The following is a 22,502-nucleotide window of genomic DNA, read 5'->3' on the forward strand; positions in this document are numbered from 1 at the left end:
TATGGCGATTCAGATCCTGCCCGCGCGATTAGCGAACCAAATAGCCGCCGGCGAAGTGGTTGAGCGTCCCGCCTCTGTGGTGAAAGAGCTGATTGAAAATAGCTTGGACGCGGGGGCTACTCGCGTCGAGGTCGACATCGAAAGGGGCGGCGCGAAATTAATCCGCATCCGCGATAATGGTGCCGGCATAGCTAAAGAGGAATTGGCGCTGGCGTTATCGCGCCATGCCACCTCAAAAGTCAGCACCCTGGAAGATCTCGAGTGCATTATGAGCTTGGGCTTTCGCGGCGAAGCGCTCGCCTCGATTAGCTCGGTGGCGCGCCTGACTCTCACCTCCAGAACTGCCGAACAAAATGAAGCTTGGCAGGCCATGGCCGAAGGGCGCGATATGGAGGTGAAGCTGATGCCAGCTTCGCATCCGGTGGGCACTACGCTAGAAGTCAGCGACTTATTTTTTAATACGCCTGCGCGGCGCAAGTTTATGCGCACCGAAAAAACCGAATTTAGCCATATTGATGAGCTGATCCGGCGCATCGCGCTCAGTCGCTTCGACGTGGATTGGATATTGCGCCATAACGGCAAACAAGTGCGCCAGTATCGCGCCGCCCGTTTGCCGTCTCAGCAGGATAAACGGCTGGCCGCCATTTGTGGCTCGGCTTTTATGCAGTCGGCACTTAAGGTCGACTGTGCGCATCATGGTTTGCGCTTGTGGGGCTGGTTAGCGGCGCCAGCAGGCGGCCGATCTCAGCCTGACGTGCAATACACTTACGTCAATGGCCGCATGATGCGCGATAAGTTGCTTAATCATGCGGTGCGCCAAGCCTATGGCGAGCGGCTGCCCAGTGATACACACGGCGCCTTCGTCTTATATCTGGAGCTGGATGCCAGCGAGGTGGATGTCAACGTGCATCCGGCGAAGCACGAAGTGCGTTTTCATCAAGCGCGCTTGGTGCACGATTTTATCTATCAGGTATTAGCCCAAGCGCTCGAGCAAGCGCCGCGAGTGTTGGCAGAGCCAGATTCAGACTTAGACTCAAATTCGGGTCTGGGCGCTTATTCAAAAACGCCTTCAGCTGTGCCTTCAGAGACAATAATCAGTCAGGATTACGCCAGCGCACAGAGCGCGGCTAGCATCGAACGAAGTGAGGACGGCTCCGCCTCTGAGCCGGTACGTTATCAAGCACCGCGTCATGGCTATGGCGGCGCTACTCGCGAGGGCTCGGCCCGAGAAAATTCGCCCAGCAATATTAGCCGCAGCGCATGGCAGGGCATAGATGGTTTATTAACCACCTTGCCGCCGATCTCTCAACCCTATGATGCTCACACCCAAACTCATGCCCAAGCCCCTTTGCCTGCGCTCGGGGAGGCGGCTCAGCCATTAAATATTGAGCACAGCCAAGCGCTGCAGCTGGTTAACGGTCAGGGGTTAGTGGTGTGGCATCAAGGGCAACTCTGGTTGTGCGAGCTTAATCGGGCGCGTGCTTATACGGACGGTCGTGCTTTATTTGCGGTGTGGGAACAAGGGTTTACGCCGCAACCCTTGTTGCTGCCCATTCGCATTAGCCTGGATGCGGCGCAGCAGCAAGCAGTGGTTGAGCATCAAGCGCAATTGCAAAAGCTCGGGCTGGAGTTGAAAAAGGGCAATGGCGACACCATTATTCTCACTCGCGTGCCTCAGCCACTGCGCCACGCAGACTTAGCGTGCTTGTTTCCTGAATTATTAAACCAGTTGCAGCAACAGGCGGCGCCGGCAGACTTGTGTCAGTGGTTGTGCGCGCATAACGCCAAAACGAGCCGCTGGTCGATGGCTGAAGCCCGTGCTCTATGGCAGCAACTTCACGCTGAGCTGCCAAGTGATTTAGCCACTGCTGCCGTCAGTGATTTTTTACAGCCCTTAGCCCTAGCGCAACAATTAGACAGGTGGAATCATGAGCACTCTTTATAAGTACTCAGCATGAGTACTAAACCGCTCGCAATATTTTTAATGGGCCCTACGGCGTCCGGTAAAACTAGCCTCGCCATGGAGCTGTGCCAGCAATTGTCCTGCGAGTTGATCAGCGTCGACTCAGCGCTGGTATATAAAGGCATGAATATTGGTACGGCTAAGCCGACCGCAGCGGAACAAGCACTGGCGCCGCATCGCTTGATTGATTTAATTGAACCCGATGAAGCCTATTCGGCGGCGGACTTTAGACATGATGCGCTAGCTGCCATGGCTGAAATCACCGCGGCGGGGCGTATTCCGCTGTTAGTGGGCGGCACCATGCTCTACTTCAAGGCCTTGCTAGAAGGATTATCGCCCCTGCCAAGTGCTAATCCTGAGATCCGCGCACAGATTGAAGTGCAAGCACAGTTGCAGGGCTGGGAGGCGCTGCATCAAGAGCTGGCTGAGATTGACCCGGTGGCGGCGGCGCGTATTCACCCTAATGATCCGCAGCGAATCTCCCGCGCATTAGAAGTTTTTCGCATTTCTGGGTGCACGCTAACAGAATTAACGCAGCATAAGGGTGATCCCTTACCTTACAAAGTGTTACAGTTTGCCATTGCGCCCACCGATCGTGGTGAACTGCATAAGCGGATTGATGCACGTTTTCTACAGATGTTGGCTGAAGGCTTTGAACAAGAGGTTCGAGGTTTGTATGAGCGCGGCGATTTACATCCCGATTTGCCCTCTATTCGCTGCGTGGGTTATCGGCAAATGTGGGATTACCTGAGCGGTGTAGTCGGCTATGATGAAATGGTGGCGCGGGGGCAGGCTGCCACGCGCCAGCTGGCGAAACGCCAGCTTACTTGGCTGAGAGGCTGGCCAGAGGTGTGCTGGTTAGATACCCACAATACCTTGCTGGCTCAGGATGTAATAGCACAGATAAAAGCCGTAAATAACGACCAATAAAAACAGACAACAACAATAACAACACTCATAACGATAAAGATAAGGATAACATTATGGCTAAGGGACAATCTTTGCAGGACCCATTTTTGAATGCGCTGCGTCGTGAACGGGTCCCGGTCTCTATTTATCTAGTCAATGGCATTAAGCTACAAGGACAAGTAGAGTCATTTGATCAATTCGTTATCTTACTGAAAAATACCGTCAGCCAGATGGTCTATAAGCACGCTATTTCGACTGTGGTGCCTGCCCGACCGGTGCAAATGACACCCAGCGCCGACGAACCTGCGAGCGAGCAGCAACCCGATTGAATTTAAGCAAACTCAGCCTGCAGGTAGCGTTTGGCTTGGCTGTTAATGTCGACTTCATGTTAGGGAGTACGCAACTTGTTTGAGCGTGATGAAAGCAGCGAGACTGCTATTCTGGTGCACATTAATTTTGATAATGATAAAGAACGTGAAGATCTCGAAGAGCTGGAATTATTGGTCGACTCTGCGGGAGTCGAGCGCATCGGTCTGTTAACCGGCAGTCGTGCTTCCCCGCAAGCCAAATTATTTATTGGCTCGGGTAAGATAGATGAGTTGGCCGCATTGGTGCAGATGCTGAATGCGGATGTGGTGATTTTTAATCATCCCCTCAGCGCATCGCAAGAGCGCAACATAGAGCGCGTGATCAACTGTCGAGTGCTCAATCGCACTGGGCTTATTTTGGATATTTTTGCCCAGCGTGCGCGTACTCACGAAGGTAAGCTGCAAGTCGAATTGGCTCAGCTTAGCCATATGTCGACGCGCTTGGTGGGTGGGCGTGCAGAGCTTGGGCGCCAAAAAGGCGGCATTGGTTTGCGCGGACCCGGTGAAATGCAGCTGGAAACTGACCGTCGCTTGTTGCGTGAGCGCATTAAACTCATTCAAAAGCGCCTAGATAAAGTAGCACGCCAGCGTGAGCAGGGGCGTCGAGCACGCAAGCGTAATGCGATTCCTACCGTGTCTTTGGTGGGCTATACCAACGCCGGCAAGTCGACGTTATTTAATCGCCTGACTGATGCCAACGTGTATGCGGCAGACCAATTGTTTGCCACCCTAGACCCGACGTTGCGCAAGATTGAATTGCCGGATGCGGGCCCTGCGGTGTTAGCCGATACGGTGGGCTTTATTCGTCATTTGCCCCACGACTTGATTGCGGCTTTTAAGGCCACACTGCAAGAAACCCGTGATGCGGATTTATTGCTGCATGTGGTGGATTGCTTTGATGAGCAAATGAACGAAAATATCGATGAAGTAAATTCGGTACTTGAGCAAATAGAGGCCGACCATGTGCCCGTGCTCATGGTATTCAATAAGATAGATAAGTTAGATAATACGCCCCCGCGTCTTGAGCTAAACGAGGCGGGTTTGCCGCGCGCGGTGTGGCTCTCGGCGCAAAACAATCAAGGTATCGAGTATTTGCTTGATGCCCTAAACCAATTGCTGGCCGGAGTCTTGGTCGAGCATAGATTAATCTTGCCGCCTACGGCGTCTAAGCTGCGCAGTCGCTTATATGCACTTAACGGCGTGGTAAATGAGACTTTTGGTGAGCAGGGTGAGTTTGTAGTGGATATTCGGTTACAGCAGGCAGATTGGCAGCGCTTGTTGAAACAGGAAAATGAGCCGTTAGAGCGCTTTATAAGCGATGAATTGCTTGATAAAGTTACTTTTATAAATCAGAAAGACGGAGAGACAAATGGCTTGGAATGAGCCTGGAAATGGTGGCAAAGACCGTGACCCTTGGGGGAATAACGGTAAGCAGCAAGGTCCGCCAGATCTGGATCAGGTAATTCGAAACCTGAGAAATAAGTTCGGTGGTTTACTCGGCAAACGCAGCTCTGACTCCGGTAACGGAGGCGACTTCGGCTCTTTTGCTGTGGTCATTGCTTTGGTTGTTGCCCTAGTGGTGTGGGTAGTCAGCGGTTTCTATACTATCGGCGAAGCTCAGCGTGGTGTGGTGCTGCGGTTTGGTAATTATTACCAAACCGTAGAGCCAGGCTTAAGCTGGAAAGCGACCTTTATCGACCGAGTATTTCCGGTGGATGTGGAGTCGGTGCGCTCACAACCTGCGTCTGGCTTTATGCTGACTGAAGACGAAAACTTGGTGCGCGTGGAGATGGAAGTGCAGTATCGCGTGATCGAACCTCGCGACTATCTGTTTAACGTCACTAACGCCGACGACAGTTTGCATCAGGCTCTCGACAGTGCGCTGCGCTTTGTGGTGGGTCACAGCACCATGGATGACGTGCTGACCACTGGCCGTGATGGTGTGCGTCAAGCAACCCGTGAATTACTCGAAAGCATTATCGAACCTTATGATCTGGGTTTATCGATAGTGGATCTGAACTTTTTGCCGGCACGTCCGCCGGAAGAAGTAAAAGATGCCTTCGATGATGCGATCGCCGCTCAAGAAGACGAACAACGCTTTATTCGTGAAGCCGAAGCTTATGACCGTGAAATTCGGCCTAAGGCTCGAGGCCAAGCGAAGCGTCTGCTGCAAGAAGCTGAAGGTTATAAAGAGCAGATTGCGCTGCGTGCCGAAGGTGAAGTGGCACGATTCCGCCAGTTGTTACCGCAATATCAGCAGGAGCCTGAGTTGATGCGCCAACGTATTTATCTTGAGACCATGGAAGAGATTTATTCCAAGGTGAACAAGGTGATTGTTGATACGCCGGAAGGAAGCAGCAACCTGATGTATCTGCCGTTGGACAAGTTGGTTGAACAAAACGCCAGTCGTAAAACAGTGGTAGACCCGAATATTATTACCTCGGATTATATCAATGGCTTACAAAAGGCAGCGGGTTCAGACAGCGGTCAAACCGGATCCGGTGCTGAGCAAGGCACTATTCGTCCAACAGGGAGAAACTAAGCCATGAGAAAAGGTTTATTGGTTATTGTTGCCCTGATTGCCATCATTTTTTATGCCTCGGTATTCGTGGTAGTGGAAGGTGAGCGCGGTATAGTGCTGCAATTTGGCAAAGTAAAACGTGAGCAAGGTACTGAGCTGCCGACGCTTTATGGGCCAGGCCTGCACTTTAAAGTGCCGATGATAGATCAAGTTCGTAAGCTAGATGCGCGTTTACAGACGCTAGATGATCAAGCTGATCGCTTTATCACCTCGGAGAAGAAAGACTTAATCATCGACTCCTACGTGAAATGGCGTATCGACAACTTTGCTACTTATTATCTGGCCACGGGTGGTGGTAATCGTCTGCAAGCAGAAAACCTGTTACGCCGTCGTATTAACAACAGCCTGCGTTCAGAAATTGGTAACTTGACCATTCGTGAAATCGTGTCCGGTAAACGGGGCGAAGTCATGGAAGCGGCGTTGCGCAATCAGTTGGAGTCGTCTGCTGATTTAGGTATAAAAGTGGTGGATGTACGGATCAAGCAGATTAACCTGCCGACCGAAATCTCTACTTCTATCTATCAGCGGATGCGTGCTGAGCGTGCCGCTGTGGCCCGTGAGCACAGGTCTCAAGGCCGTGAGCAGGCGGAAATTATCAAGGCGAAGGCCGATCGTGACGTAACCGTTATGATTGCTGACGCTCAGCGTAATAGCCGTACCTTACGCGGTGAAGGTGATGCATCAGCAGCTAAGATTTACGCGGATGCCTATTCAGCTGACCCAGAATTTTTCAGCTTTATTCGTAGCCTCGAAGCCTATCGTAAAAGCTTTGAACATGGCGGTGACTTGATGGTGTTGAAGCCGGACGGAGATTTCTTCCGCTTCCTGAAAGATCCATCAGGGAAAGCTCAGTAACATCGAATAAGCACGTTTAGTCAAACCAAGCCCGGTTCGCCGGGCTTTTTTATGTGTTACCGTAAGTCGATAAAAAAGTGCTGGTTGTCTTTAGCTGATGGCTGACAGCTTATCGTTTAACGTCGGTTTTGTTTTATTGGCATTACTTTATTTCGACTCTGGTCAAAATTTGATAGACTCGGTTTTTAATAACTTAACAGTTAGTGAAAGGAAAAATGGGACAAAACGTTGTTGTACTCGGCACCCAATGGGGTGATGAAGGCAAGGGGAAGGTTGTAGACCTTCTGACTAATAGAGCCCGTTATGTAGTTCGCTATCAAGGCGGCCATAACGCGGGTCATACTCTTGTTATCGACGGTGAAAAAACCGTTCTCCACCTTATTCCATCAGGTATTTTACGTGACAACTGCCTGTGCATTATTGCCAACGGTGTAGTGTTGTCGCCGGAAGCTTTGCTAAAGGAAATGGCCGGTTTGGAAGCCCGCGGTGTGCCAGTGCGCGAGCGTTTGGTACTCAGCGAAGCTTGCCCGCTGATCCTGCAATACCATGTGGCCATGGACCAAGCACGAGAAATCGCGCGCGGTGCTAATGCCATTGGTACTACAGGTCGTGGTATTGGCCCTGCCTATGAAGACAAAGTAGCACGCCGCGGTTTGCGCGTCGGCGACCTTGCCAACATGGACACCTTTGCCGTTAAGTTGAAAGAAATTGTAGAATATTACAACTTCCAGTTAACCGGTTTTTACGGTGTAGAAGCGGTTTCTTATGAAACGGTATTAGAAGAAGCCAAAGGCTACGCCGAGCTGCTGACTAGCATGGTTATCGATGTGACCAACGTGCTGGATATTGCCCGTAAAAACGGTGATAAAATCATGTTTGAAGGTGCCCAAGGCACTCTGCTGGACATTGACCACGGTACTTATCCGTTTGTGACCTCATCTAATACCACTGCTGGCGGCGTGGCTACTGGCTCAGGTTTTGGTCCCCGTCACATTGATTATGTGTTGGGCATCATCAAAGCTTATGCCACTCGCGTAGGCTCAGGTCCTTTCCCGACCGAATTGTACGACGGTCAAGAGAAGCTGGATGAAGTCGGCAAACACCTAGGTACAGTGGGCCATGAATTTGGTGCTACTACCGGTCGTTTACGTCGTACCGGCTGGTTGGACTTGGTGGCCGTTAAGCGTGCCATTCAAGTGAACTCCATTTCTGGTTTCTGCTTAACCAAGCTAGATGTATTGGATGGTTTGAAAGAGCTGAAAATCTGTGTGGGCTACCAAATGCCAGACGGTTCAATCAAGGATGTGCCTCCGATGGCCGCCGAAGATTATGATACCGTTGTTCCTGTGTATGAGATTATGCCAGGCTGGAGCGATAACACTGTAGGTGTGGTCACCCTTGAAGGTTTGCCACAAGCGGCGCGCAATTACATTAAGCGCATCGAAGAGCTAACCGGTGTGCCGATTGATATTATTTCTACCGGCCCGGATCGTGATGAGACCATGATTTTGCGTCATCCTTTTGATGCTTAATCGTTAGGTTTATCCATATAAAAAACGCCAGCTTATTGAGCTGGCGTTTTTGTTTTTAACGTAAGGGGTAAAGGGTGAGGAGGGAGATGAAAAACACCTAACCTTCAGATCTAGGTGTTTTAGCCGTCTTCCTGACGCACGTCAGGATCTCGCTTTTCTTAAGTACTAGATACCGAGGCAAGCCCAGCATAAAGAAAACACACCGAGCATGCAGATATCCAGTTTTACCCCTCACACTTTACTATTCACATAATCAGCTGCTACGTTCTACTGCCATATGAGCCAGATCGATCAGCGCTTGTTTGTGATCCGAGTCGGGCAAGATGCTTAAACTGTCGATGGCTTTTTGTGCTTCAAGCTCGGCTTGTTGCTGGCTGTATTCCAGCGCTTGGGTATCGGCCAAGATGGCCATGATCTCTTCGAGATGATCCATACCGGTACGATTAGCAATAGCATCACGAATACGCTCGCGTTGCGCCGCGCTGCCCACCTCCATGGCACGCAGCAGGGGCAAGGTAGGCTTACCCTCGGCCAAGTCGTCACCGACGTTCTTGCCCATGTCCTCGCTGTCTGAGCTGTAGTCCATGATGTCGTCAACCAGTTGGAAGGCGGTGCCCAAATATTTACCGTAATCCAGCATGGCTTGTTCAACGTCAGGCGCTTGGTGGGTAAGCACCGCGGCCAAGCGGGTGGCCGCTTCAAATAACTTGGCGGTCTTGCAGTAAATCACCTGCATATAGCTGTCTTGGGTGGTGTCGGGGTCGTTACAGTTCATTAACTGCAGCACTTCACCTTCGGCAATAATATTGGTAGCGTCGCTTAAGATATGCATGATTTTCATGTTATCCAGTTCAGTCATCATCTGAAAGGCGCGAGTATAAAGAAAGTCGCCGACCAAAACGCTGGCTGCATTGCCAAATAAGGCGTTGGCAGTATCGCGGCCACGGCGCAAGTCTGACTCATCGACCACGTCATCGTGCAGCAGCGTCGCGGTGTGAATAAACTCGATAATGGCGGCCAAGGTAATGTGCGCATCACCCTCGTAACCTAAGGCGCGTGCGGCCAATACGGTGAGTTGGGGGCGCATACGCTTGCCGCCAGCACCCACTATATAGAAGCCCAGTTGATTAATGAGCGCCACGTCTGATTGCAGTCGTGAGCTGATTAAATCGTTCACCGATTGCATATCTTGCTCGGTCAATTGTTTTATTTTATTCATATTTACCATAAATTTGTAAGCCAAACGACGCCGTCAACAGCCACTGATGCTGGGATTTTACACTATTTACCATAGGGATAAAGCCGACAAGCTCGCCTTTGCAAGCTTGTGCGATAAGACTGATTTTTTTATGTCTGCACTCTTGTCTCGCTCTATCAATCTGCGTACAATACGCGACCATTGTAGAACAGTTTTAGTGCACACCCCTTTGAGGGTAAAAGTGCCAATAATTCGGAGTTAAAATCATGTACGCGGTAATCCAAAGCGGCGGAAAACAGCACCGTGTAACCGAAGGTCTGGTAATTCGTCTAGAGAAATTAGACGTTGAAACTGGCGCATCTGTCGAATTCGACAAAGTGCTTATGGTTGCTCAAGGTGAAGATGTTAAAGTTGGTGTTCCTTACATCGACGGTAGCACAGTAACAGCTGAAGTCGTAGCTCACGGTCGTGGCAAAAAAGTCAAGATCGTTAAGTTCCGTCGTCGTAAGCACTCACGCAAACAGCAAGGTCATCGTCAGTGGTTCACTGAAGTTAAGATCACGGCTATCAGCGCTTAATATAGGAGTTCAGTTCCATGGCATCGAAAAAAGCAGGCGGCTCAACTCGTAACGGTCGCGATTCAGAAAGTAAACGTCTTGGTGTTAAGCGTTTTGGTGGTGAAAATGTCTTGGCGGGCAACATCATCGTTCGTCAGCGCGGCACTCGCTTCCACGCCGGCGTTAACGTAGGTTTGGGCAAAGACCACACTTTATTCGCCACTGCCTCTGGCAAGGTGAAGTTTGAAGTTAAAGGTCCAAACAACCGTAAGTTCGTAAGCATTGAAGCTGAGTAAGCATCAAGGCTGAACTAAAAAAGCCCCGCCCATCGGCGGGGCTTTTTGCTTTATAAAAAGCACGTTCGGTGCTGAAACCAGATACACTGGAGTCAGTGCACGAATGGGAGATTAATGTAATGAAATTTGTAGATGAAGCACAAATCCAAGTTGAAGCCGGTGACGGTGGTAACGGTTGTGTGAGTTTTCGCCGTGAAAAATATATTCCCAATGGTGGCCCAGATGGTGGCGATGGCGGTGATGGTGGCGATTTATATATGCTGGCCGACACTAACCTCAACACCCTGATCGATTACCACTTTGAGCGATTTCATCGTGCCGAGCGTGGCGAGAATGGCCGCAGCAGTAACTGTACGGGTAAACGTGGCCAAGATTTAGTGATCAAAGTACCGGTCGGTACCCGCGCTAAAGATGAGATGACGGGCGAAATCCTCGGTGACTTAACCCGTGACGGTCAGAAGTTACTGGTCGCTAAAGGCGGTTTCCACGGTTTGGGTAATGCGCGTTTTAAAAGCTCAGTTAACCGTGCCCCTCGCCAAAAAACCAATGGCACGCCAGGTGAAGTGCGCGCGTTAGTGCTGGAGTTATTGCTGTTAGCAGACGTAGGCATGTTGGGATTACCTAACGCCGGTAAATCTACCTTTATCCGCGCCGTGTCTGCGGCTAAGCCAAAAGTGGCGGATTATCCCTTTACGACACTTGCGCCTAACTTAGGTGTGGTACGTTGCGATGGTCATAGAAGCTTCGTGGTTGCGGATATTCCAGGCTTGATTGAAGGTGCTGCAGACGGTGCTGGCTTAGGTATTCGCTTCTTAAAACACTTAGAACGTTGCCGTGTGTTGCTACACATCATAGATGTCTTGCCTGCCGATGAGAGTTGCCCTGTAGATAACGCCGAGGTCATCATCAATGAGCTGGTGCAATACAGTGAAACTGTGGCCAATAAGCCACGCTGGTTGCTGTTTAATAAGCTCGACTTAGTGTCACCAGAAGAAGCAGAAGCCATTATTGAACGTGTGATTGAGCGTCTAGATTGGCAAGGTCCAGTATTTCGCATCGCCGCCATCAGCAAAGACGGTACTAAAGCCGTGACGGAAGCGCTGATGGACTTCTTGGATGAAAATCCTCGTACTCAACAAGAGTTAGAAGATGCCCATGAAGTGGTGAACTTCAAGTGGGACGATTACCACGAGACCACGCTGCAAGAGCATGCGCAGCCGATCGCCGAAGACTTTGACGACGAAGATGATGACGACTGGGACGACGAAGAAGATGACGGACATGTTATCTATACGCGTGAATAAGCCATGATAGTCGCGTTAATCGTAGCCATGACGCGCAATGGCGTGATTGGTAAAGACAATGCCATGCCTTGGCATTTGCCGGCTGATTTGGCGTACTTTAAGCAGACCACGCTGGGTAAGCCGATAGTGATGGGGCGTAACACCTTCAACTCTATCGGCCGTGCCTTGCCGGGTCGGCGTAATATTATCGTTAGCCAAAGCTTAAATGAGGCGCCAATCGGTACCGAAGTGGTGGCCTCGCCTGAGGCGGCGCTGGCGTTATTAGTCGGCGAGCCCGAGGTAATGGTGATGGGCGGTGGCCAGTTGTATCAGGCATTTTTGTCGTTAAGCCAACGCTTATACCTGACCCAGATTGAAGCGGATATTGAGGGTGATACCTATTTTCCGTTTCAGGCCAACCATTGGCAGCTTGAGTCTGAGCAGTTACGCCCTCGTGACGAGCGTAATGAATATGACTGTCGGTTTCAGGTTTATAAACGAGTGTAAGGCGTGAAGGGTAAAGAGTGAGGAGGAAAGTCTGCGTTTGCAGATTGGATGTTTCCCTCTCACCCTTCACTTTTATGATGGTCTTACTTTTAATGCTCTATTCTTTCGCGCTTCACGCGCTATAAACAGGGCAGGGCGTACTGATACGCTCACCGGTTTCCCAGCACAGTAATGTCATACTGCCACCCCACACACAGCCCGTATCTAAAGCATAAATATCCTGTACCTCACACTCACCCTCTAATGCGGCCCAATGGCCGAAGATCAGTGGTGGATCTTGGCGATCCTTACGCAGGGTAAACCAAGGTGTGAGTTCGCTCGGCGCGTCGCTTAACCCCGCCTTATGGGCAAAGTCTAAGCGGCCATCAGGATGGCAAAAACGCATGCGCGTAAAGGCGTTGATAGTAAAGCGCAGTTGCTCGACCGCGGTTAAGTCAGCTTGCCAAAAATTCGGTAAGTTACCGTACATTTGTGCCAAGCGCGCTTTGTAATCGCTTGAGCGTAGTTCAGCTTCCACACTGCGTGCCGCAATTCTTGCTTGCTCAATACTCCACTGCGGGGGAATACCCGCGTGGGTCATTACAAAAGGCTGAGCTTGTGCCGCCGGCTTATATTCGGATCGCTTATCTGCTGCTGGCTGATATACGGCGGGCTGATATTCAGCCAAGAGCGGTTGCTGGCGTAACCAATACAATAAATCTGAGCTATCGGCGGCTTGTAGGATCGGCATGATCTTATCTGCCGCTTTTGGCTGGGCTATGCCATTGGCAACGGCTAATAGGTGTAAGTCGTGATTGCCCAGTACTGTGGTGGCTGCGTTACCCAGCGCGATAACGCGGCGTAAACAGCCGAGCGAGTCAGGCCCACGGGCGACTAAGTCACCGGTGAGCCAGAGTTGATCGCGGGAAGGACGAAACGCCACCTCATTGAGCAGGGTGTCGAGCTCAGCCAAACACCCTTGTAAGTCGCCAATAATATAAGTGGCCATTAGTTAATCAGATGAGGCAAAGACAGGCGAAAAGGAGCGATAGGTGCATCAAATTCGCGGCCATCTTGCTCAATGAAACGATAGCTGCCTTCCATGACGCCTACTGGGGTGTCTAATTTAACGCCACTGGTATAGGTAAAGGCGGCTCCCGGCGTAATATTAGGCTGTTCGCCCACCACACCACTGCCTTCTACCTCGATTATTTTACCGTTGGCATCCGTTATCAACCAACGACGGCTAAGCAGTTGTACACTGCTTTGGCCGCGATTTTGGATGCTAATGGTGTAAGCAAACACATAGTTTTGCTCATCGGGTGCTGAATGTTCGGCTAAGTAATGGGGCTCGGTAGTAATGTGAATATCGTCGGGAGACATCGAAAGCTATTCCTTGCGTTGGGCCAAGGCATTGGCCAAGGCGACATATTGCACCAGCGTAAGCTGCTCTGGACGGGCACCGGGATCTAAGCCCAGCTCCGTCAGCTGCTCGATGCTGAACAGATGACTTAAACTATTACGAATGGTTTTGCGGCGTTTGCCAAAGGCATCGGCCGTGACTCGTGATAGACAAGTCATATCTTGTACTGGATGCGGGGGGGTTTCATAGGGTAATAACTTTACGACCGCCGAGTTAACTTTAGGCGCAGGCTTAAAGGCTTCTGGGCCGACTTCCAACACCGGCACCACTTGGCAGTAATATTGCGCCATCACACTTAAGCGACCATAGGTCTTACTACCTGGGCCTGCCGCGAGGCGGTTTACCACTTCTTTTTGCAGCATAAAGTGCATGTCTTGCACGTGAGCGGCAAATTCAAACAGATGAAACATCAGCTGAGTGGAGATGTTGTAAGGCAGATTACCAAAAATCTTCATCTTTTTACCCGGCTCTAACAGCTGAGTAAAATCAAACTTCATGGCATCCGCTTGATGAATGTTGAGTTTGTCTTTTAAGAACGGGTGCGTCGCCAAACGTGCGGCCAAGTCTCGGTCGAGCTCCACCACATTCAGGCGTTCGATGCGCTCGCATACAGGGCCAGTTAAGGCGCCGAGGCCGGGACCGATTTCAACCATGGTAAAGTCATCAGTGGGATAAATAGCATCCACAATTTGATCGATTACGTAGTCGTCGTGTAAGAAGTTTTGGCCAAAGCGTTTACGGGCTTTGTGCCCTTGGTGGACTTTACTATTCATCGCGTTTTTCTATCATTTCAATGGCTTGATTAAGCGCGCACAGCATGCTGCCCGCATCGATTTTATCGGTTCCTGCTAACTCTAAGGCAGTGCCATGATCCACTGAGGTGCGGATAAAGGGCAAGCCGAGCGTGATATTCACCGCTTGGCCAAAACCAATGTATTTCAGTACCGGTAAGCCCTGGTCGTGGTACATGGCGAGATAGGCATCCGCGTCCGTCATGTATTTGGGCTGAAATGCGGTATCCGCAGAAACAGGTCCAATAAGCTCCATGCCCTCGACGCGGAGTTTGTCCAGCGTCGGGCTAATAATATCCAGCTCTTCACGGCCCAAATGACCGTCCTCACCCGCGTGGGGGTTAAGGCCGCACACATAAATGCGTGGGTTAGGTAGCCCAAACTTACTTTTTAGCTCCGCATGTAAGATGCGAATGATTTTTGTCAGTCGGTCTTCGGTAATGGCCTTGGCCACGTAGGCCAGTGGGATATGAGTGGTCACTTGCGCAACACGCAAACCCGGTGCCGCCAGTAACATCACCACATCCGGCACATTGGCTTGCTGGGCAAAGAATTCTGTGTGGCCACTAAAAGACACGCCGGCTTTATTGATAATACCTTTATGCACGGGGCCGGTGACCACTGCGGCAAATTCACCGTTCATGTTGCCATCGGACGCGCGCTTGAGTGTTTCCAGTACATAGAGGCCATTGGCCTCATCCAACACACCGGGAACGGCGGGTTTGGCAAGCTTTACCGGTGCTATGGTGAGCGTGCCGGCGCGCTGCGGTTGGGGTGCCCGCTCTGGGTCATAAGGCAGCAAGGTAATTGACTTGCCTAAGGCTTGAGCGCGGCTTTGAATAAGCTCGGGGTCGGCAATGACAACTAACTCTACCGGCCAATCAAGGGCAGCCAAGGCCAGCATCAGGTCGGGACCTATGCCGGCGGGCTCGCCTGGAGTTATCGCGATACGTTTACAGATCACAGTTCACCGTTTGATAATTGAGTGTCGACAATACGGATATAGGCTTCATCTTTGAGTTCGTCCAGCCAAGTTTGTACTTCTTCAGTAAAGCGACGATTAAAAATAAGTTGATAGGCTTTTTGTTCGGTTGCTTGTTCGGTGGCATCTACCACGCGTTTATCTTCAAGCTTAACCAAGTGCCAGCCGTGCTCAGAGCGAAACGGCTCACTGAGCTCGCCGACCTTAAGTTGCGACACGACATCGCGAAAGCTACTGACATACACTTCAGGTGCCGACCAACCTAGGTCGCCGCCTTGAATGGCGGAGCCGGGATCTTCAGAATGCAGCTCTGCTAGCTGAGCGAGTGTGGCTCGGCCGCTGCGAATCGAGTTCGCATATTCATTAAGCAAGGTTTGGGCTTTTTCTTCACTCATGATGATTGAGGGCTTGAGTAAGATGTGACGAGCACGCACTTCAACGGCTTGTACGGTTTGTTGTGTGGCCGCTTCTACCTCAAAAATAGTTAAGATATGCACACCCGCGCCTGAGCGCAGCGGACCAATAATATCACCCTTACCGTGATTTTTCACCGCTTCACTAAACAGCGAGGGCATTTCATTGATACCCAGTAGTCCCCAGTCACCGCCTTCCAGTGCTTTAGGACCGGCACTTTTCGCGATGGCGAGTTGACGAAAATCCGCGCCTTGCTTTAATTGTTTGATCAACTGATCAGCCTGTTGACTGGCTTGACGCAGTTGGGTGTTACTGGGATTGGTGGGCAGCGCCAATAAGATATTACCTACGCGATAGCGGCTTTGGTTTTGTCCTTGCTCGGACATCATCTGCACCACTTGCTTTACTTCTTGATCAGAAATATTAATGCGACGACGTACTTGATTACGCGCTAATTCGCTGAGCAAAATTTCGTTGCGTACCTGTTCACGAAACTGGCTGTAGCTTAGGCCATCGGCTTTGGCTTCCACGGCTAATTGCTCGGCGGTTTTGCCTTGGCTGCGGGCCACGTTAGCAATGGCTTGCTCCAGCTGGGTGTCGGTAATGCGCAGGCCCAGACGCTCGGCTAATTGCAGCTGTAAACTCTCTAGAATTAACCGCTCCAAGGCTTGCTTGCGCAGCGCTTGCTCATCGGGCAAGGCTTGGCCTGCGCTATTCGCGCTGCTTTTAACCTGATTGACCAAGCCTGTGAGTTGGCTTTCTAGTACCACATCTTTATCTACTACGGCCACGACATTATCCAACAGTTCGACTGCTTGGCTACTGACTGCGAATAGGCCAACACTGGCGGCAAGCAGTAATTGTTTACATCTTTTATTCATGACAAGTCCTGTGCACTATGAAAATTAGTTATTGAGATTAAAGGGGCGATAGTAAGGCAATAAATCCGTACCCGGTGAAAACTCACTGTTACCGGCACCAAATGAGCTGAGGCCTTTTAACTCAAACCTCAAGCCAATCAGCGTTTCTTGTTCTACTTCATTGGGATTAGTCAGCTTGCTTTCTTTCTGCGCTTGCTCCCACACTAAGCTAACCGCCCAGCAGCAAGAGTCATAACGCAGTCCTATCAGACTGTCGATATTACGATTGAGTTCAATATCTCGATAATGGCCACCAATCAGCCGCCAATCAGGGTTGAGTGGCCAAGAAAAGGTGCCGCCCAATTGATTCAGATCGTCAGTTAAGCTGGCATCCGGAAAGTAGGTTTGATTAAGGTGGCGAAACCCGACCTGTGCCAATTTACCTTGGTTGTTGTATTCCAAGGTGATATTGCCGCCAGCCAGTCTATGGTTGCGCGTATCTTGCTGCGCCTCTGTGTGCATAAACCAGTTACCGTCTATGTTGAGGTCGCCCTCAAAGGTCAAAAACGACTGTTTGGTATCGCTAAGTTCTTCATTGGGATAAAGGCGCACTCTGGGCGAGGTAAAGTTATAGGTTTGTGCCACCGCTAAGCGCAAGCGCTCCACACTTTCTGCATCATAAACACGACTGGTAAAGCCGCCGGTGATTTGGTTGGCATCACTGATGCGGTCAAGGCCGGCAAAACGCCGATCGCTAAACAAGCTGTAATAGTCTTGGCGCATACTGGTCGTATCGTAAAGACCAATATTATCTTGGTCTTTAAACGGCACATATAAATACTGCAGTTGCGGTTCAATAGTTTGGGTGAAATCGCGCTCAAACCACTGGGTCTCGCGGTCAAATACCAAGGTGCCGTTCAGTCGTGCCCGCGGCAATAAGCGATCGACATTGCTGTCTAGACTATCAGTGGTAAAGCCCAGGCCACTGGGATCTTGATTACCATAGTAGCTCGATAAGTTAGCGGGAATGTCTTGCTCGTAATGGGTGTAATAAGCCCCCACATCGGCAGAGAGTTGCGCCCCCGGCTGATTAACCAGTGAGTACACCAGTTTGGGCTCGGCATGAACGCGAGTAGCTTCATACACTTGGTTTCCGTCATTTTTAAACTGGGTCACTTCTGCATCAAAACCCAAATCAAAACCACCAAAACCTTGATAACTGGTTAAGGCTACACTGGGCGCCAATTGGAACGGCATGGTCGCTAAACCGGGTTTTAAGATCTGATAATCACGTACTTCTGTGGTTAGCTGCCAGCGTTTGTCGTAGTAACCACCACTAAACGACTGCATTAGTTGGTCATCAACTAACTGGCCGACAGGTGGCGAGAAATCATCAAAATAGGCATTGTCCCAACCCGCGACTTTGGTGTAGTCCACATTGGCACGCCAGTGTCCTGCGGCGTCAAAACGCGCATTATGGCGCCAGTTCACCAGCCAGCGCGCATCCTCTTCCCATTCGGTATTCAGTAACTTATCGTCGCTGGCTAAATACTCGCCGTATAGCGTGCCATCTTGGCCGGCGATGGGCAGATAACGAAACTCCAATTGCGACATGGTGCCGCGATTTTCCATATAGCGCGGGGTAAAGGTGGCGTCGTAGTTTTCCGCTATGTTCCAGTAGTAAGGCACGCTGATGTCGGTGCCGTTATCGCCGCCAAAGTTAAAAGAGGGGAATAAGAAACCACTTTGGCGTTCGTCTTTAACGGGGAATTTTAAGTAGGGGAAGTAAAACACCGGCACCTCGCCCAGCCACAGTACCGCGTTCCAGGCTTCGCCAAATACTTCGTCTTGTTCCACTTTCACCGAGCTGGCTTTTAATTTCCACGCCTCGCCATCCGGCGGGCAGGTGGTGTAGCTGGCACCATTTAAATCCACCTGGCCAGCATTGTCGCTGAGACGCACTTTTTTGGCGAGTCCACGACCGGGCTCACCGTGAAACTGATAACGCGCATCTTCCAGCTCGGTGTCTTTGGTATTTAAGTTACCGGTCAGCTGTTTATTACTGTCCACGCTGATGGTGCCATCCGTATAATGGATATTACCGGTGGCCAGCACATCACGACTAATTTGTTCAAGCTCTACCTGATCTGCATTAAATTTACGCGCGCCTTGCTCTACTTCGACCTTGCCGCTGTAAATGATTTTACCATCGCGGGTGGCGTCTAATAAATCAGCGGTCACGCTAATAGGGGCATTGGTATCCCCCGTTGCTGAGTCTACTAGCAAGGGCACATGGCTAAAGCAGCGGCTGAAAGGCATGGCCGAGGGGGCTGAAGCATCTGGCGTTTCAGCTTGGGCCTGAGTGAGGCCTGAAAGCAGCAGCAAGGGTAAGCCGATAATCCGTTTTCTCATGGGTTGACGCTCGCTTCCTGGTGGCGACACCGCCCATTGGGCTGGTTGAGATTTGGGTGTCATTACTTTATGGTAACGGGCTATGATAAAGCATTCTTGCGGCCAGCACTATCGACCTGCAAGATGACCTACCTTAGCTCCATTGTTCATCTAGGATCCTGCTTATGAGATTAGCTGCTCTTCATCGGTTTTTGTGGCCGAGACGCTTTAGGTTGGTTTGCGTGCAAGCTTTGCAACTCAACAAGCAAGAGGCATAGCTATTATGTTGGCACACATTAAAGGCAAGCTGATTGGCTTATTTTTTGGTTTCTTGCTCGGCAATATCCCCGGCGCCTTAATTGGCTTATGGTTGGGGCACTTATTAGATAAGAAGCTCGCCAATGCTTGGCTGTTTAATAAAGATGCTCAAGCTGAGTTTCTCTATACTACTTTTGCCACCATGGGCCATATTGCTAAGTCCAGTGGTCAGGTGTCGAATGAAGAGATCCGTTTAGCCGAGCAGTTAATGACGCAGATGCGCCTACAAGGTGAGCTGCGCCTTAAAGCGCAAGAGGCGTTTCGGGCCGGTAAAAGTGCAGATTTTCCATTAAAAGAAACCTTGCGTCGTTTTCGAGCACGAGTCAAAGACAGTCGCAACTTGTTGCGCTTCTTTATGGAAGTGCAATTACAAGTGGCCTTCGCCGATGGTGAGTTGCATCCGGCCGAGCGCCGTTTATTGCTGACCATTGCCAGTGAACTGGGCTTTTCAGAAACGGAACTGGAGCAGTTGTTGGCCTTTGCCGAAGCACAGCTGCATGGTTTTCGCCAAGGTTCAGGTCACTCCAGTGGTGGCCGCCAAGCGCCCCCGTCGGCAGATAGATTACGCAATGCTTACCGCATTTTGGAAGTGGCAGAAACCGCCGATGACACCGAAGTAAAACGAGCTTATCGTCGCCAGATGTCCAAACATCATCCGGATAAATTAGCGTCCCAAGGGTTGCCCAAAGAGATGATGGACATGGCCCAAGAAAAGGCCCAAGACATACAGCAAGCTTGGGAAACCATTAAAAGCGTGCGCAAGATAAAATAGCTTTAACGCTAAGTAAGTGGTGAGGCGAAAGGAGTTACTCCTCACTCCTCACCCTTCACCCCTCACGTTAATTTATTAAACCACTCTATTCTGCGTGTTACCCGCCACGAAGGCTTCTATGTTATCGATTAACTGATCCGCTAAGCGTTGCATGGAGGCTTGACTGGCCCAAGCGATATGCGGCGTTAAGATAAAGTTCGGATAGGCGAGCGCTTGCATCAAAGGGTTATCTGCTGCCGGCGGCTCAGCCGTCACTACATCAAAGCCCGCCCCGCCAATCAGCTTTTTCTCCAGTGCCACTAGTAAGGCCGCTTCATCCACTAAACCACCGCGACCGACGTTGATCAACAGCGCGTCTTCTTTCATTAGCTTAAATTCCGGCTCGGCAATTAAATGCTGAGTTTCTTCATTCAATGGGCAATGCAGGCTAATAATATCGGCTTGGGATAATAGCTGCTCAAAGCTCACTCGGCCCTCACCGGGCACTTGGCCTTTACGCGCCGCCACTATGACCTTCATCCCTAGTGCTAACGCCAACTTTTCGAGATCTTTAGCAATAGCGCCATAGCCAATCAGGCCTAAGGTTTGGCCGTGTAAGTCGCGGACCGGATAATCGAAGTAACAAAATTGCCCGCTTTGCTGCCATCGGCCGTCCACAATCGAGCTGCGATAAGCATGCAAGTTACGACTGAGCGCCATCATCAAAGATAACGCATGCTCAGGCACCGAACTTTTGCTGTAATCGCGCACATTACACACCGCAATGCCCGCTTGCCGACAGGCCTCTAAATCCACGTTATTGCAACCAGTAGCGGCCAGCGCAATCATCTTTAGTCGTGGTAAAGTGGCCAGCATCTCTGCAGTCAGGCTGATTTTATTCACCAATACAATATCTGCTTCTGCTAAGCGCGTCTGTACTTGCTCAGGCTGCGTGTCGTCATAGCTTTGCCATTGGTGGTCAAAGTTAGGGCGTCGCAGGTGGGCCGATGGTGGCAGGGTTTCTTGGTCGAGAAATACCAGATTCATGATGTTGCTCCTTTAAATAATGGGGCGCATTAGGGGGCAGAGGTAACCAACCCAGCCGCACCAGCCAGCCCGCGATTTGCTTGTTCAAATTCTCAATGCCATTAAAGCGTTGCTGTGCGTAACCGGTTTTCTCTCGGCGGCTGAGCTGCTGTTGGCGTCGTTGTTGATTATGCCAAGCCAACGGGCTGTCGGGGCGACGATAGATATCCAAAACCGGATAAGGACTGCGCGCCAGACTGACGGCTAGCATTTTTTGTTGCGCCATCGGCTGCGGCAAAGCATCAAATAAAATTAAGGCGTGAGGCGCGATGAGTTGCTCCGTATCCACCCATTGTTGATACCAGAGAGCGGCACTGCCTTGAGCGAGCATGACCACAGGTCGCGTAGTCGTTTTATCCGAGTCAGAGTCACCATTAATCTCGGCATCTTTGTCTATATCGGTAGCAGTCAGTTCAGCGAGGCGTACCAGTTGTAGCGTTAACCAAGCTTGCTGGGCGGGCGAGGGGTGTTCGCTACTGGGATCAAACACCTGTTGTGCGGTATCCGGCAGTAACAGCCGGACTTCCCAGTTGCGTTGTTGCCAATAGTGCGCGACCGGTAACCACAAATGTGTCTGATTAAGCTCGGGCCAAATCAGCAACTGGCCCTGCGCGCGACTGGATGCAGGAAAGTGCAACATCTGGCCGCGGGCTTGATATTGTTCAAACGCGGGCCAGCTGAGCTGAGACTGACGCAGAGTCTGCGCTTGACTGGCAGGAGTGATCAGCCAATAGGCCAGCGCAAGCGCGGCCAATGGTATGATCCGCCTGCACGCCTGTCTCATGTGATGGCGAAGGGGGCGGGAGCGGTAAATTTTAGCCACTCTTTGGTTTTAGGATGGCGAAACTCCAGCTCAGCCGCGTGCAACTGCAAATGGGGCGCCATGGTTAGCGCCTCACCTTCTGCATAGAGATTGTCGCCCAAAATCACATGACCCAAACTTTTCATGTGCACCCGTAATTGATGAGAGCGACCCGTAATGGGCGTCAACTTAATTAAGCTGCGATCTCTCAAGCGACGTATGCAGCGCCAATGGGTGAGCGCCGCTTTACCATTTTCATGATCCACCATATGCCGCGGCCGATTAGGCCAGTCGCAACATAAAGGTAGGTCTATGCTGCCCGCATCTTGCCTAGGATTACCGTACACCCAAGCGTAATAACACTTGGCGGTTTCACGCTCACGAAACTGGCGGCTTAATTCAGCGTGCGCCTTGCGGTGCAGAGCCATCACTATCACACCCGAGGTGGCCATATCTAAACGATGCACCACTTGGGTGGTCGGGTAAACCCGTCCCACCCGCAGTGATAAACTGTCGAAATGGACAGGATCTCGGCCAGGTACGCTCAGCAAGCCGCTCGGCTTATTTAGCACAATTACGCTGTCGTCTTGATACAAAACGTCAAACATGGGATCCATCGGCGGATCATAGCGCAGTAATGCCATGTGCTTATCTTC

22 protein-coding genes are annotated in these 22,502 nt (G+C 50.9%); 12 read left to right on the top strand and 10 right to left on the bottom strand.

What is annotated here, in order from left to right; all coding sequences use genetic code 11:
• Position 1: 1 nt before the first annotated feature.
• From mutL to R0134_RS03320, 7 genes are all read left to right on the top strand, one after another.
• On the top strand, positions 2 to 1,945 hold the full coding sequence (gene mutL / locus R0134_RS03290; RefSeq protein WP_319783456.1) for a DNA mismatch repair endonuclease MutL: 1,944 nt from the start codon (positions 2 to 4) through the stop codon (positions 1,943 to 1,945).
• Positions 1,946 to 1,954: 9 nt separating this feature from the next.
• Positions 1,955 to 2,893, top strand: a complete 939-nt coding sequence (gene miaA, locus R0134_RS03295; RefSeq protein WP_319783457.1) for a tRNA (adenosine(37)-N6)-dimethylallyltransferase MiaA — start codon at positions 1,955 to 1,957, stop codon at positions 2,891 to 2,893.
• Between the two features lie 53 nt (positions 2,894 to 2,946).
• On the top strand, positions 2,947 to 3,201 hold the full coding sequence (gene hfq / locus R0134_RS03300; protein ID WP_319783458.1) for an RNA chaperone Hfq: 255 nt from the start codon (positions 2,947 to 2,949) through the stop codon (positions 3,199 to 3,201).
• A 75-nt stretch (positions 3,202 to 3,276) separates the two neighbouring features.
• The gene (gene hflX, locus R0134_RS03305) at positions 3,277 to 4,623 is read left to right on the top strand and encodes a ribosome rescue GTPase HflX (protein WP_319783459.1); all 1,347 of its coding nucleotides are present in this window, start codon (positions 3,277 to 3,279) and stop codon (positions 4,621 to 4,623) included.
• Entirely contained in the window at positions 4,610 to 5,782 is a 1,173-nt protein-coding gene (hflK, locus tag R0134_RS03310; protein ID WP_319783460.1) for an FtsH protease activity modulator HflK, read from the top strand. Before hflX ends, hflK begins: the two co-directional genes overlap by 14 nt.
• A 3-nt stretch (positions 5,783 to 5,785) precedes the next feature.
• Entirely contained in the window at positions 5,786 to 6,676 is an 891-nt protein-coding gene (gene hflC, locus R0134_RS03315) for a protease modulator HflC (protein ID WP_319783461.1), read from the top strand.
• Between the two features lie 215 nt (positions 6,677 to 6,891).
• A complete protein-coding gene (locus tag R0134_RS03320; RefSeq protein ID WP_319783462.1) occupies positions 6,892 to 8,208 on the top strand; it encodes an adenylosuccinate synthase in 1,317 nt (438 codons plus the stop codon).
• A gap of 253 nt (positions 8,209 to 8,461) precedes the next feature.
• Here the strand turns inward: R0134_RS03320 and ispB are convergent, their stop codons facing one another.
• A complete protein-coding gene (ispB, locus tag R0134_RS03325) occupies positions 8,462 to 9,427 on the bottom strand; it encodes an octaprenyl diphosphate synthase (protein ID WP_319783463.1) in 966 nt (321 codons plus the stop codon).
• A 245-nt stretch (positions 9,428 to 9,672) separates the two neighbouring features.
• Between ispB and rplU the strand changes: the two genes are divergently transcribed.
• From rplU to R0134_RS03345, 4 genes are all read left to right on the top strand, one after another.
• Positions 9,673 to 9,984, top strand: a complete 312-nt coding sequence (gene rplU / locus R0134_RS03330) for a 50S ribosomal protein L21 (RefSeq protein ID WP_319783464.1) — start codon at positions 9,673 to 9,675, stop codon at positions 9,982 to 9,984.
• Between the two features lie 17 nt (positions 9,985 to 10,001).
• A complete protein-coding gene (gene rpmA, locus R0134_RS03335) occupies positions 10,002 to 10,259 on the top strand; it encodes a 50S ribosomal protein L27 (RefSeq protein WP_319783465.1) in 258 nt (85 codons plus the stop codon).
• Between the two features lie 119 nt (positions 10,260 to 10,378).
• Entirely contained in the window at positions 10,379 to 11,563 is a 1,185-nt protein-coding gene (gene cgtA, locus R0134_RS03340) for an Obg family GTPase CgtA (protein ID WP_319783466.1), read from the top strand.
• Between the two features lie 3 nt (positions 11,564 to 11,566).
• Positions 11,567 to 12,049 carry a dihydrofolate reductase gene (locus R0134_RS03345; protein WP_319783467.1) on the top strand — a complete coding sequence of 161 codons (483 nt, stop codon included), beginning with the start codon at positions 11,567 to 11,569 and terminating at the stop codon, positions 12,047 to 12,049.
• A gap of 112 nt (positions 12,050 to 12,161) precedes the next feature.
• On the opposite strand, the gene R0134_RS03350 is transcribed toward R0134_RS03345, so the two are convergent.
• Genes R0134_RS03350 through lptD form a run of 6 tightly spaced genes read right to left on the bottom strand, consistent with a single transcriptional unit; the run spans position 12,162 to position 18,910 of the window.
• Positions 12,162 to 13,037, bottom strand: coding sequence for a symmetrical bis(5'-nucleosyl)-tetraphosphatase (locus R0134_RS03350; RefSeq protein WP_319783468.1), 876 nt, complete (start codon positions 13,035 to 13,037; stop codon positions 12,162 to 12,164).
• Positions 13,037 to 13,411, bottom strand: a complete 375-nt coding sequence (gene apaG, locus R0134_RS03355) for a Co2+/Mg2+ efflux protein ApaG (protein WP_319783469.1) — start codon at positions 13,409 to 13,411, stop codon at positions 13,037 to 13,039. Before apaG ends, R0134_RS03350 begins: the two co-directional genes overlap by 1 nt.
• 6 nt (positions 13,412 to 13,417) lie before the next feature.
• Positions 13,418 to 14,224 (bottom strand): 16S rRNA (adenine(1518)-N(6)/adenine(1519)-N(6))-dimethyltransferase RsmA, encoded by an 807-nt coding sequence (gene rsmA, locus R0134_RS03360; RefSeq protein ID WP_319783470.1) that lies wholly within the window; start codon positions 14,222 to 14,224, stop codon positions 13,418 to 13,420.
• On the bottom strand, positions 14,217 to 15,206 hold the full coding sequence (gene pdxA / locus R0134_RS03365) for a 4-hydroxythreonine-4-phosphate dehydrogenase PdxA (RefSeq protein ID WP_319783471.1): 990 nt from the start codon (positions 15,204 to 15,206) through the stop codon (positions 14,217 to 14,219). The genes rsmA and pdxA overlap by 8 nt, the downstream gene beginning before the upstream one ends.
• Complete coding sequence (gene surA, locus R0134_RS03370; RefSeq protein ID WP_319783472.1) at positions 15,203 to 16,519, bottom strand: peptidylprolyl isomerase SurA; 1,317 nt, start codon at positions 16,517 to 16,519, stop codon at positions 15,203 to 15,205. Before surA ends, pdxA begins: the two co-directional genes overlap by 4 nt.
• Positions 16,520 to 16,543: 24 nt before the next feature.
• Positions 16,544 to 18,910, bottom strand: a complete 2,367-nt coding sequence (gene lptD, locus R0134_RS03375) for an LPS assembly protein LptD (protein WP_319783473.1) — start codon at positions 18,908 to 18,910, stop codon at positions 16,544 to 16,546.
• 262 nt (positions 18,911 to 19,172) lie between these two features.
• Between lptD and djlA the strand changes: the two genes are divergently transcribed.
• Complete coding sequence (gene djlA / locus R0134_RS03380) at positions 19,173 to 19,979, top strand: co-chaperone DjlA (protein WP_319783474.1); 807 nt, start codon at positions 19,173 to 19,175, stop codon at positions 19,977 to 19,979.
• Between the two features lie 75 nt (positions 19,980 to 20,054).
• Here djlA and R0134_RS03385 read toward each other — a convergent pair whose 3' ends face one another.
• From R0134_RS03385 to R0134_RS03395, 3 genes are read right to left on the bottom strand one after another with little or no spacing between them, the layout of a single operon-like run.
• A complete protein-coding gene (locus R0134_RS03385; protein WP_319784293.1) occupies positions 20,055 to 21,008 on the bottom strand; it encodes a D-2-hydroxyacid dehydrogenase in 954 nt (317 codons plus the stop codon).
• The gene (locus R0134_RS03390) at positions 20,944 to 21,798 is read right to left on the bottom strand and encodes a DUF3530 family protein (protein WP_319783475.1); all 855 of its coding nucleotides are present in this window, start codon (positions 21,796 to 21,798) and stop codon (positions 20,944 to 20,946) included. Before R0134_RS03390 ends, R0134_RS03385 begins: the two co-directional genes overlap by 65 nt.
• Positions 21,799 to 21,824: 26 nt before the next feature.
• A complete protein-coding gene (locus R0134_RS03395; protein WP_319783476.1) occupies positions 21,825 to 22,490 on the bottom strand; it encodes an RluA family pseudouridine synthase in 666 nt (221 codons plus the stop codon).
• Between the last annotated feature and the right edge of the window lie 12 nt (positions 22,491 to 22,502).

Source organism: Oceanisphaera sp. IT1-181, assembly GCF_033807535.1.
Taxonomy (GTDB): Bacteria; Pseudomonadota; Gammaproteobacteria; order Enterobacterales; family Aeromonadaceae; genus Oceanimonas.

Bases quoted from the DNA above. Each gene is read 5' to 3' on its own strand.
- rplU (WP_319783464.1), top strand. From the start codon at position 9,673: ATGTACGCGGTAATCCAAAGCGGCGGAAAACAGCACCGTGTAACCGAA.
- R0134_RS03345 (WP_319783467.1), top strand. From the start codon at position 11,567: ATGATAGTCGCGTTAATCGTAGCCATGACGCGCAATGGCGTGATTGGT.
- apaG (WP_319783469.1), bottom strand. From the start codon at position 13,411: ATGTCTCCCGACGATATTCACATTACTACCGAGCCCCATTACTTAGCC.
- rsmA (WP_319783470.1), bottom strand. From the start codon at position 14,224: ATGAATAGTAAAGTCCACCAAGGGCACAAAGCCCGTAAACGCTTTGGC.
- hfq (WP_319783458.1), top strand. From the start codon at position 2,947: ATGGCTAAGGGACAATCTTTGCAGGACCCATTTTTGAATGCGCTGCGT.
- R0134_RS03350 (WP_319783468.1), bottom strand. From the start codon at position 13,037: ATGGCCACTTATATTATTGGCGACTTACAAGGGTGTTTGGCTGAGCTC.
- miaA (WP_319783457.1), top strand. From the start codon at position 1,955: ATGAGTACTAAACCGCTCGCAATATTTTTAATGGGCCCTACGGCGTCC.
- ispB (WP_319783463.1), bottom strand. From the start codon at position 9,427: ATGAATAAAATAAAACAATTGACCGAGCAAGATATGCAATCGGTGAAC.
- R0134_RS03395 (WP_319783476.1), bottom strand. From the start codon at position 22,490: ATGGCATTACTGCGCTATGATCCGCCGATGGATCCCATGTTTGACGTT.
- lptD (WP_319783473.1), bottom strand. From the start codon at position 18,910: ATGAGAAAACGGATTATCGGCTTACCCTTGCTGCTGCTTTCAGGCCTC.
- hflC (WP_319783461.1), top strand. From the start codon at position 5,786: ATGAGAAAAGGTTTATTGGTTATTGTTGCCCTGATTGCCATCATTTTT.
- hflK (WP_319783460.1), top strand. From the start codon at position 4,610: ATGGCTTGGAATGAGCCTGGAAATGGTGGCAAAGACCGTGACCCTTGG.
- mutL (WP_319783456.1), top strand. From the start codon at position 2: ATGGCGATTCAGATCCTGCCCGCGCGATTAGCGAACCAAATAGCCGCC.
- cgtA (WP_319783466.1), top strand. From the start codon at position 10,379: ATGAAATTTGTAGATGAAGCACAAATCCAAGTTGAAGCCGGTGACGGT.
- rpmA (WP_319783465.1), top strand. From the start codon at position 10,002: ATGGCATCGAAAAAAGCAGGCGGCTCAACTCGTAACGGTCGCGATTCA.
- surA (WP_319783472.1), bottom strand. From the start codon at position 16,519: ATGAATAAAAGATGTAAACAATTACTGCTTGCCGCCAGTGTTGGCCTA.
- djlA (WP_319783474.1), top strand. From the start codon at position 19,173: ATGTTGGCACACATTAAAGGCAAGCTGATTGGCTTATTTTTTGGTTTC.
- R0134_RS03320 (WP_319783462.1), top strand. From the start codon at position 6,892: ATGGGACAAAACGTTGTTGTACTCGGCACCCAATGGGGTGATGAAGGC.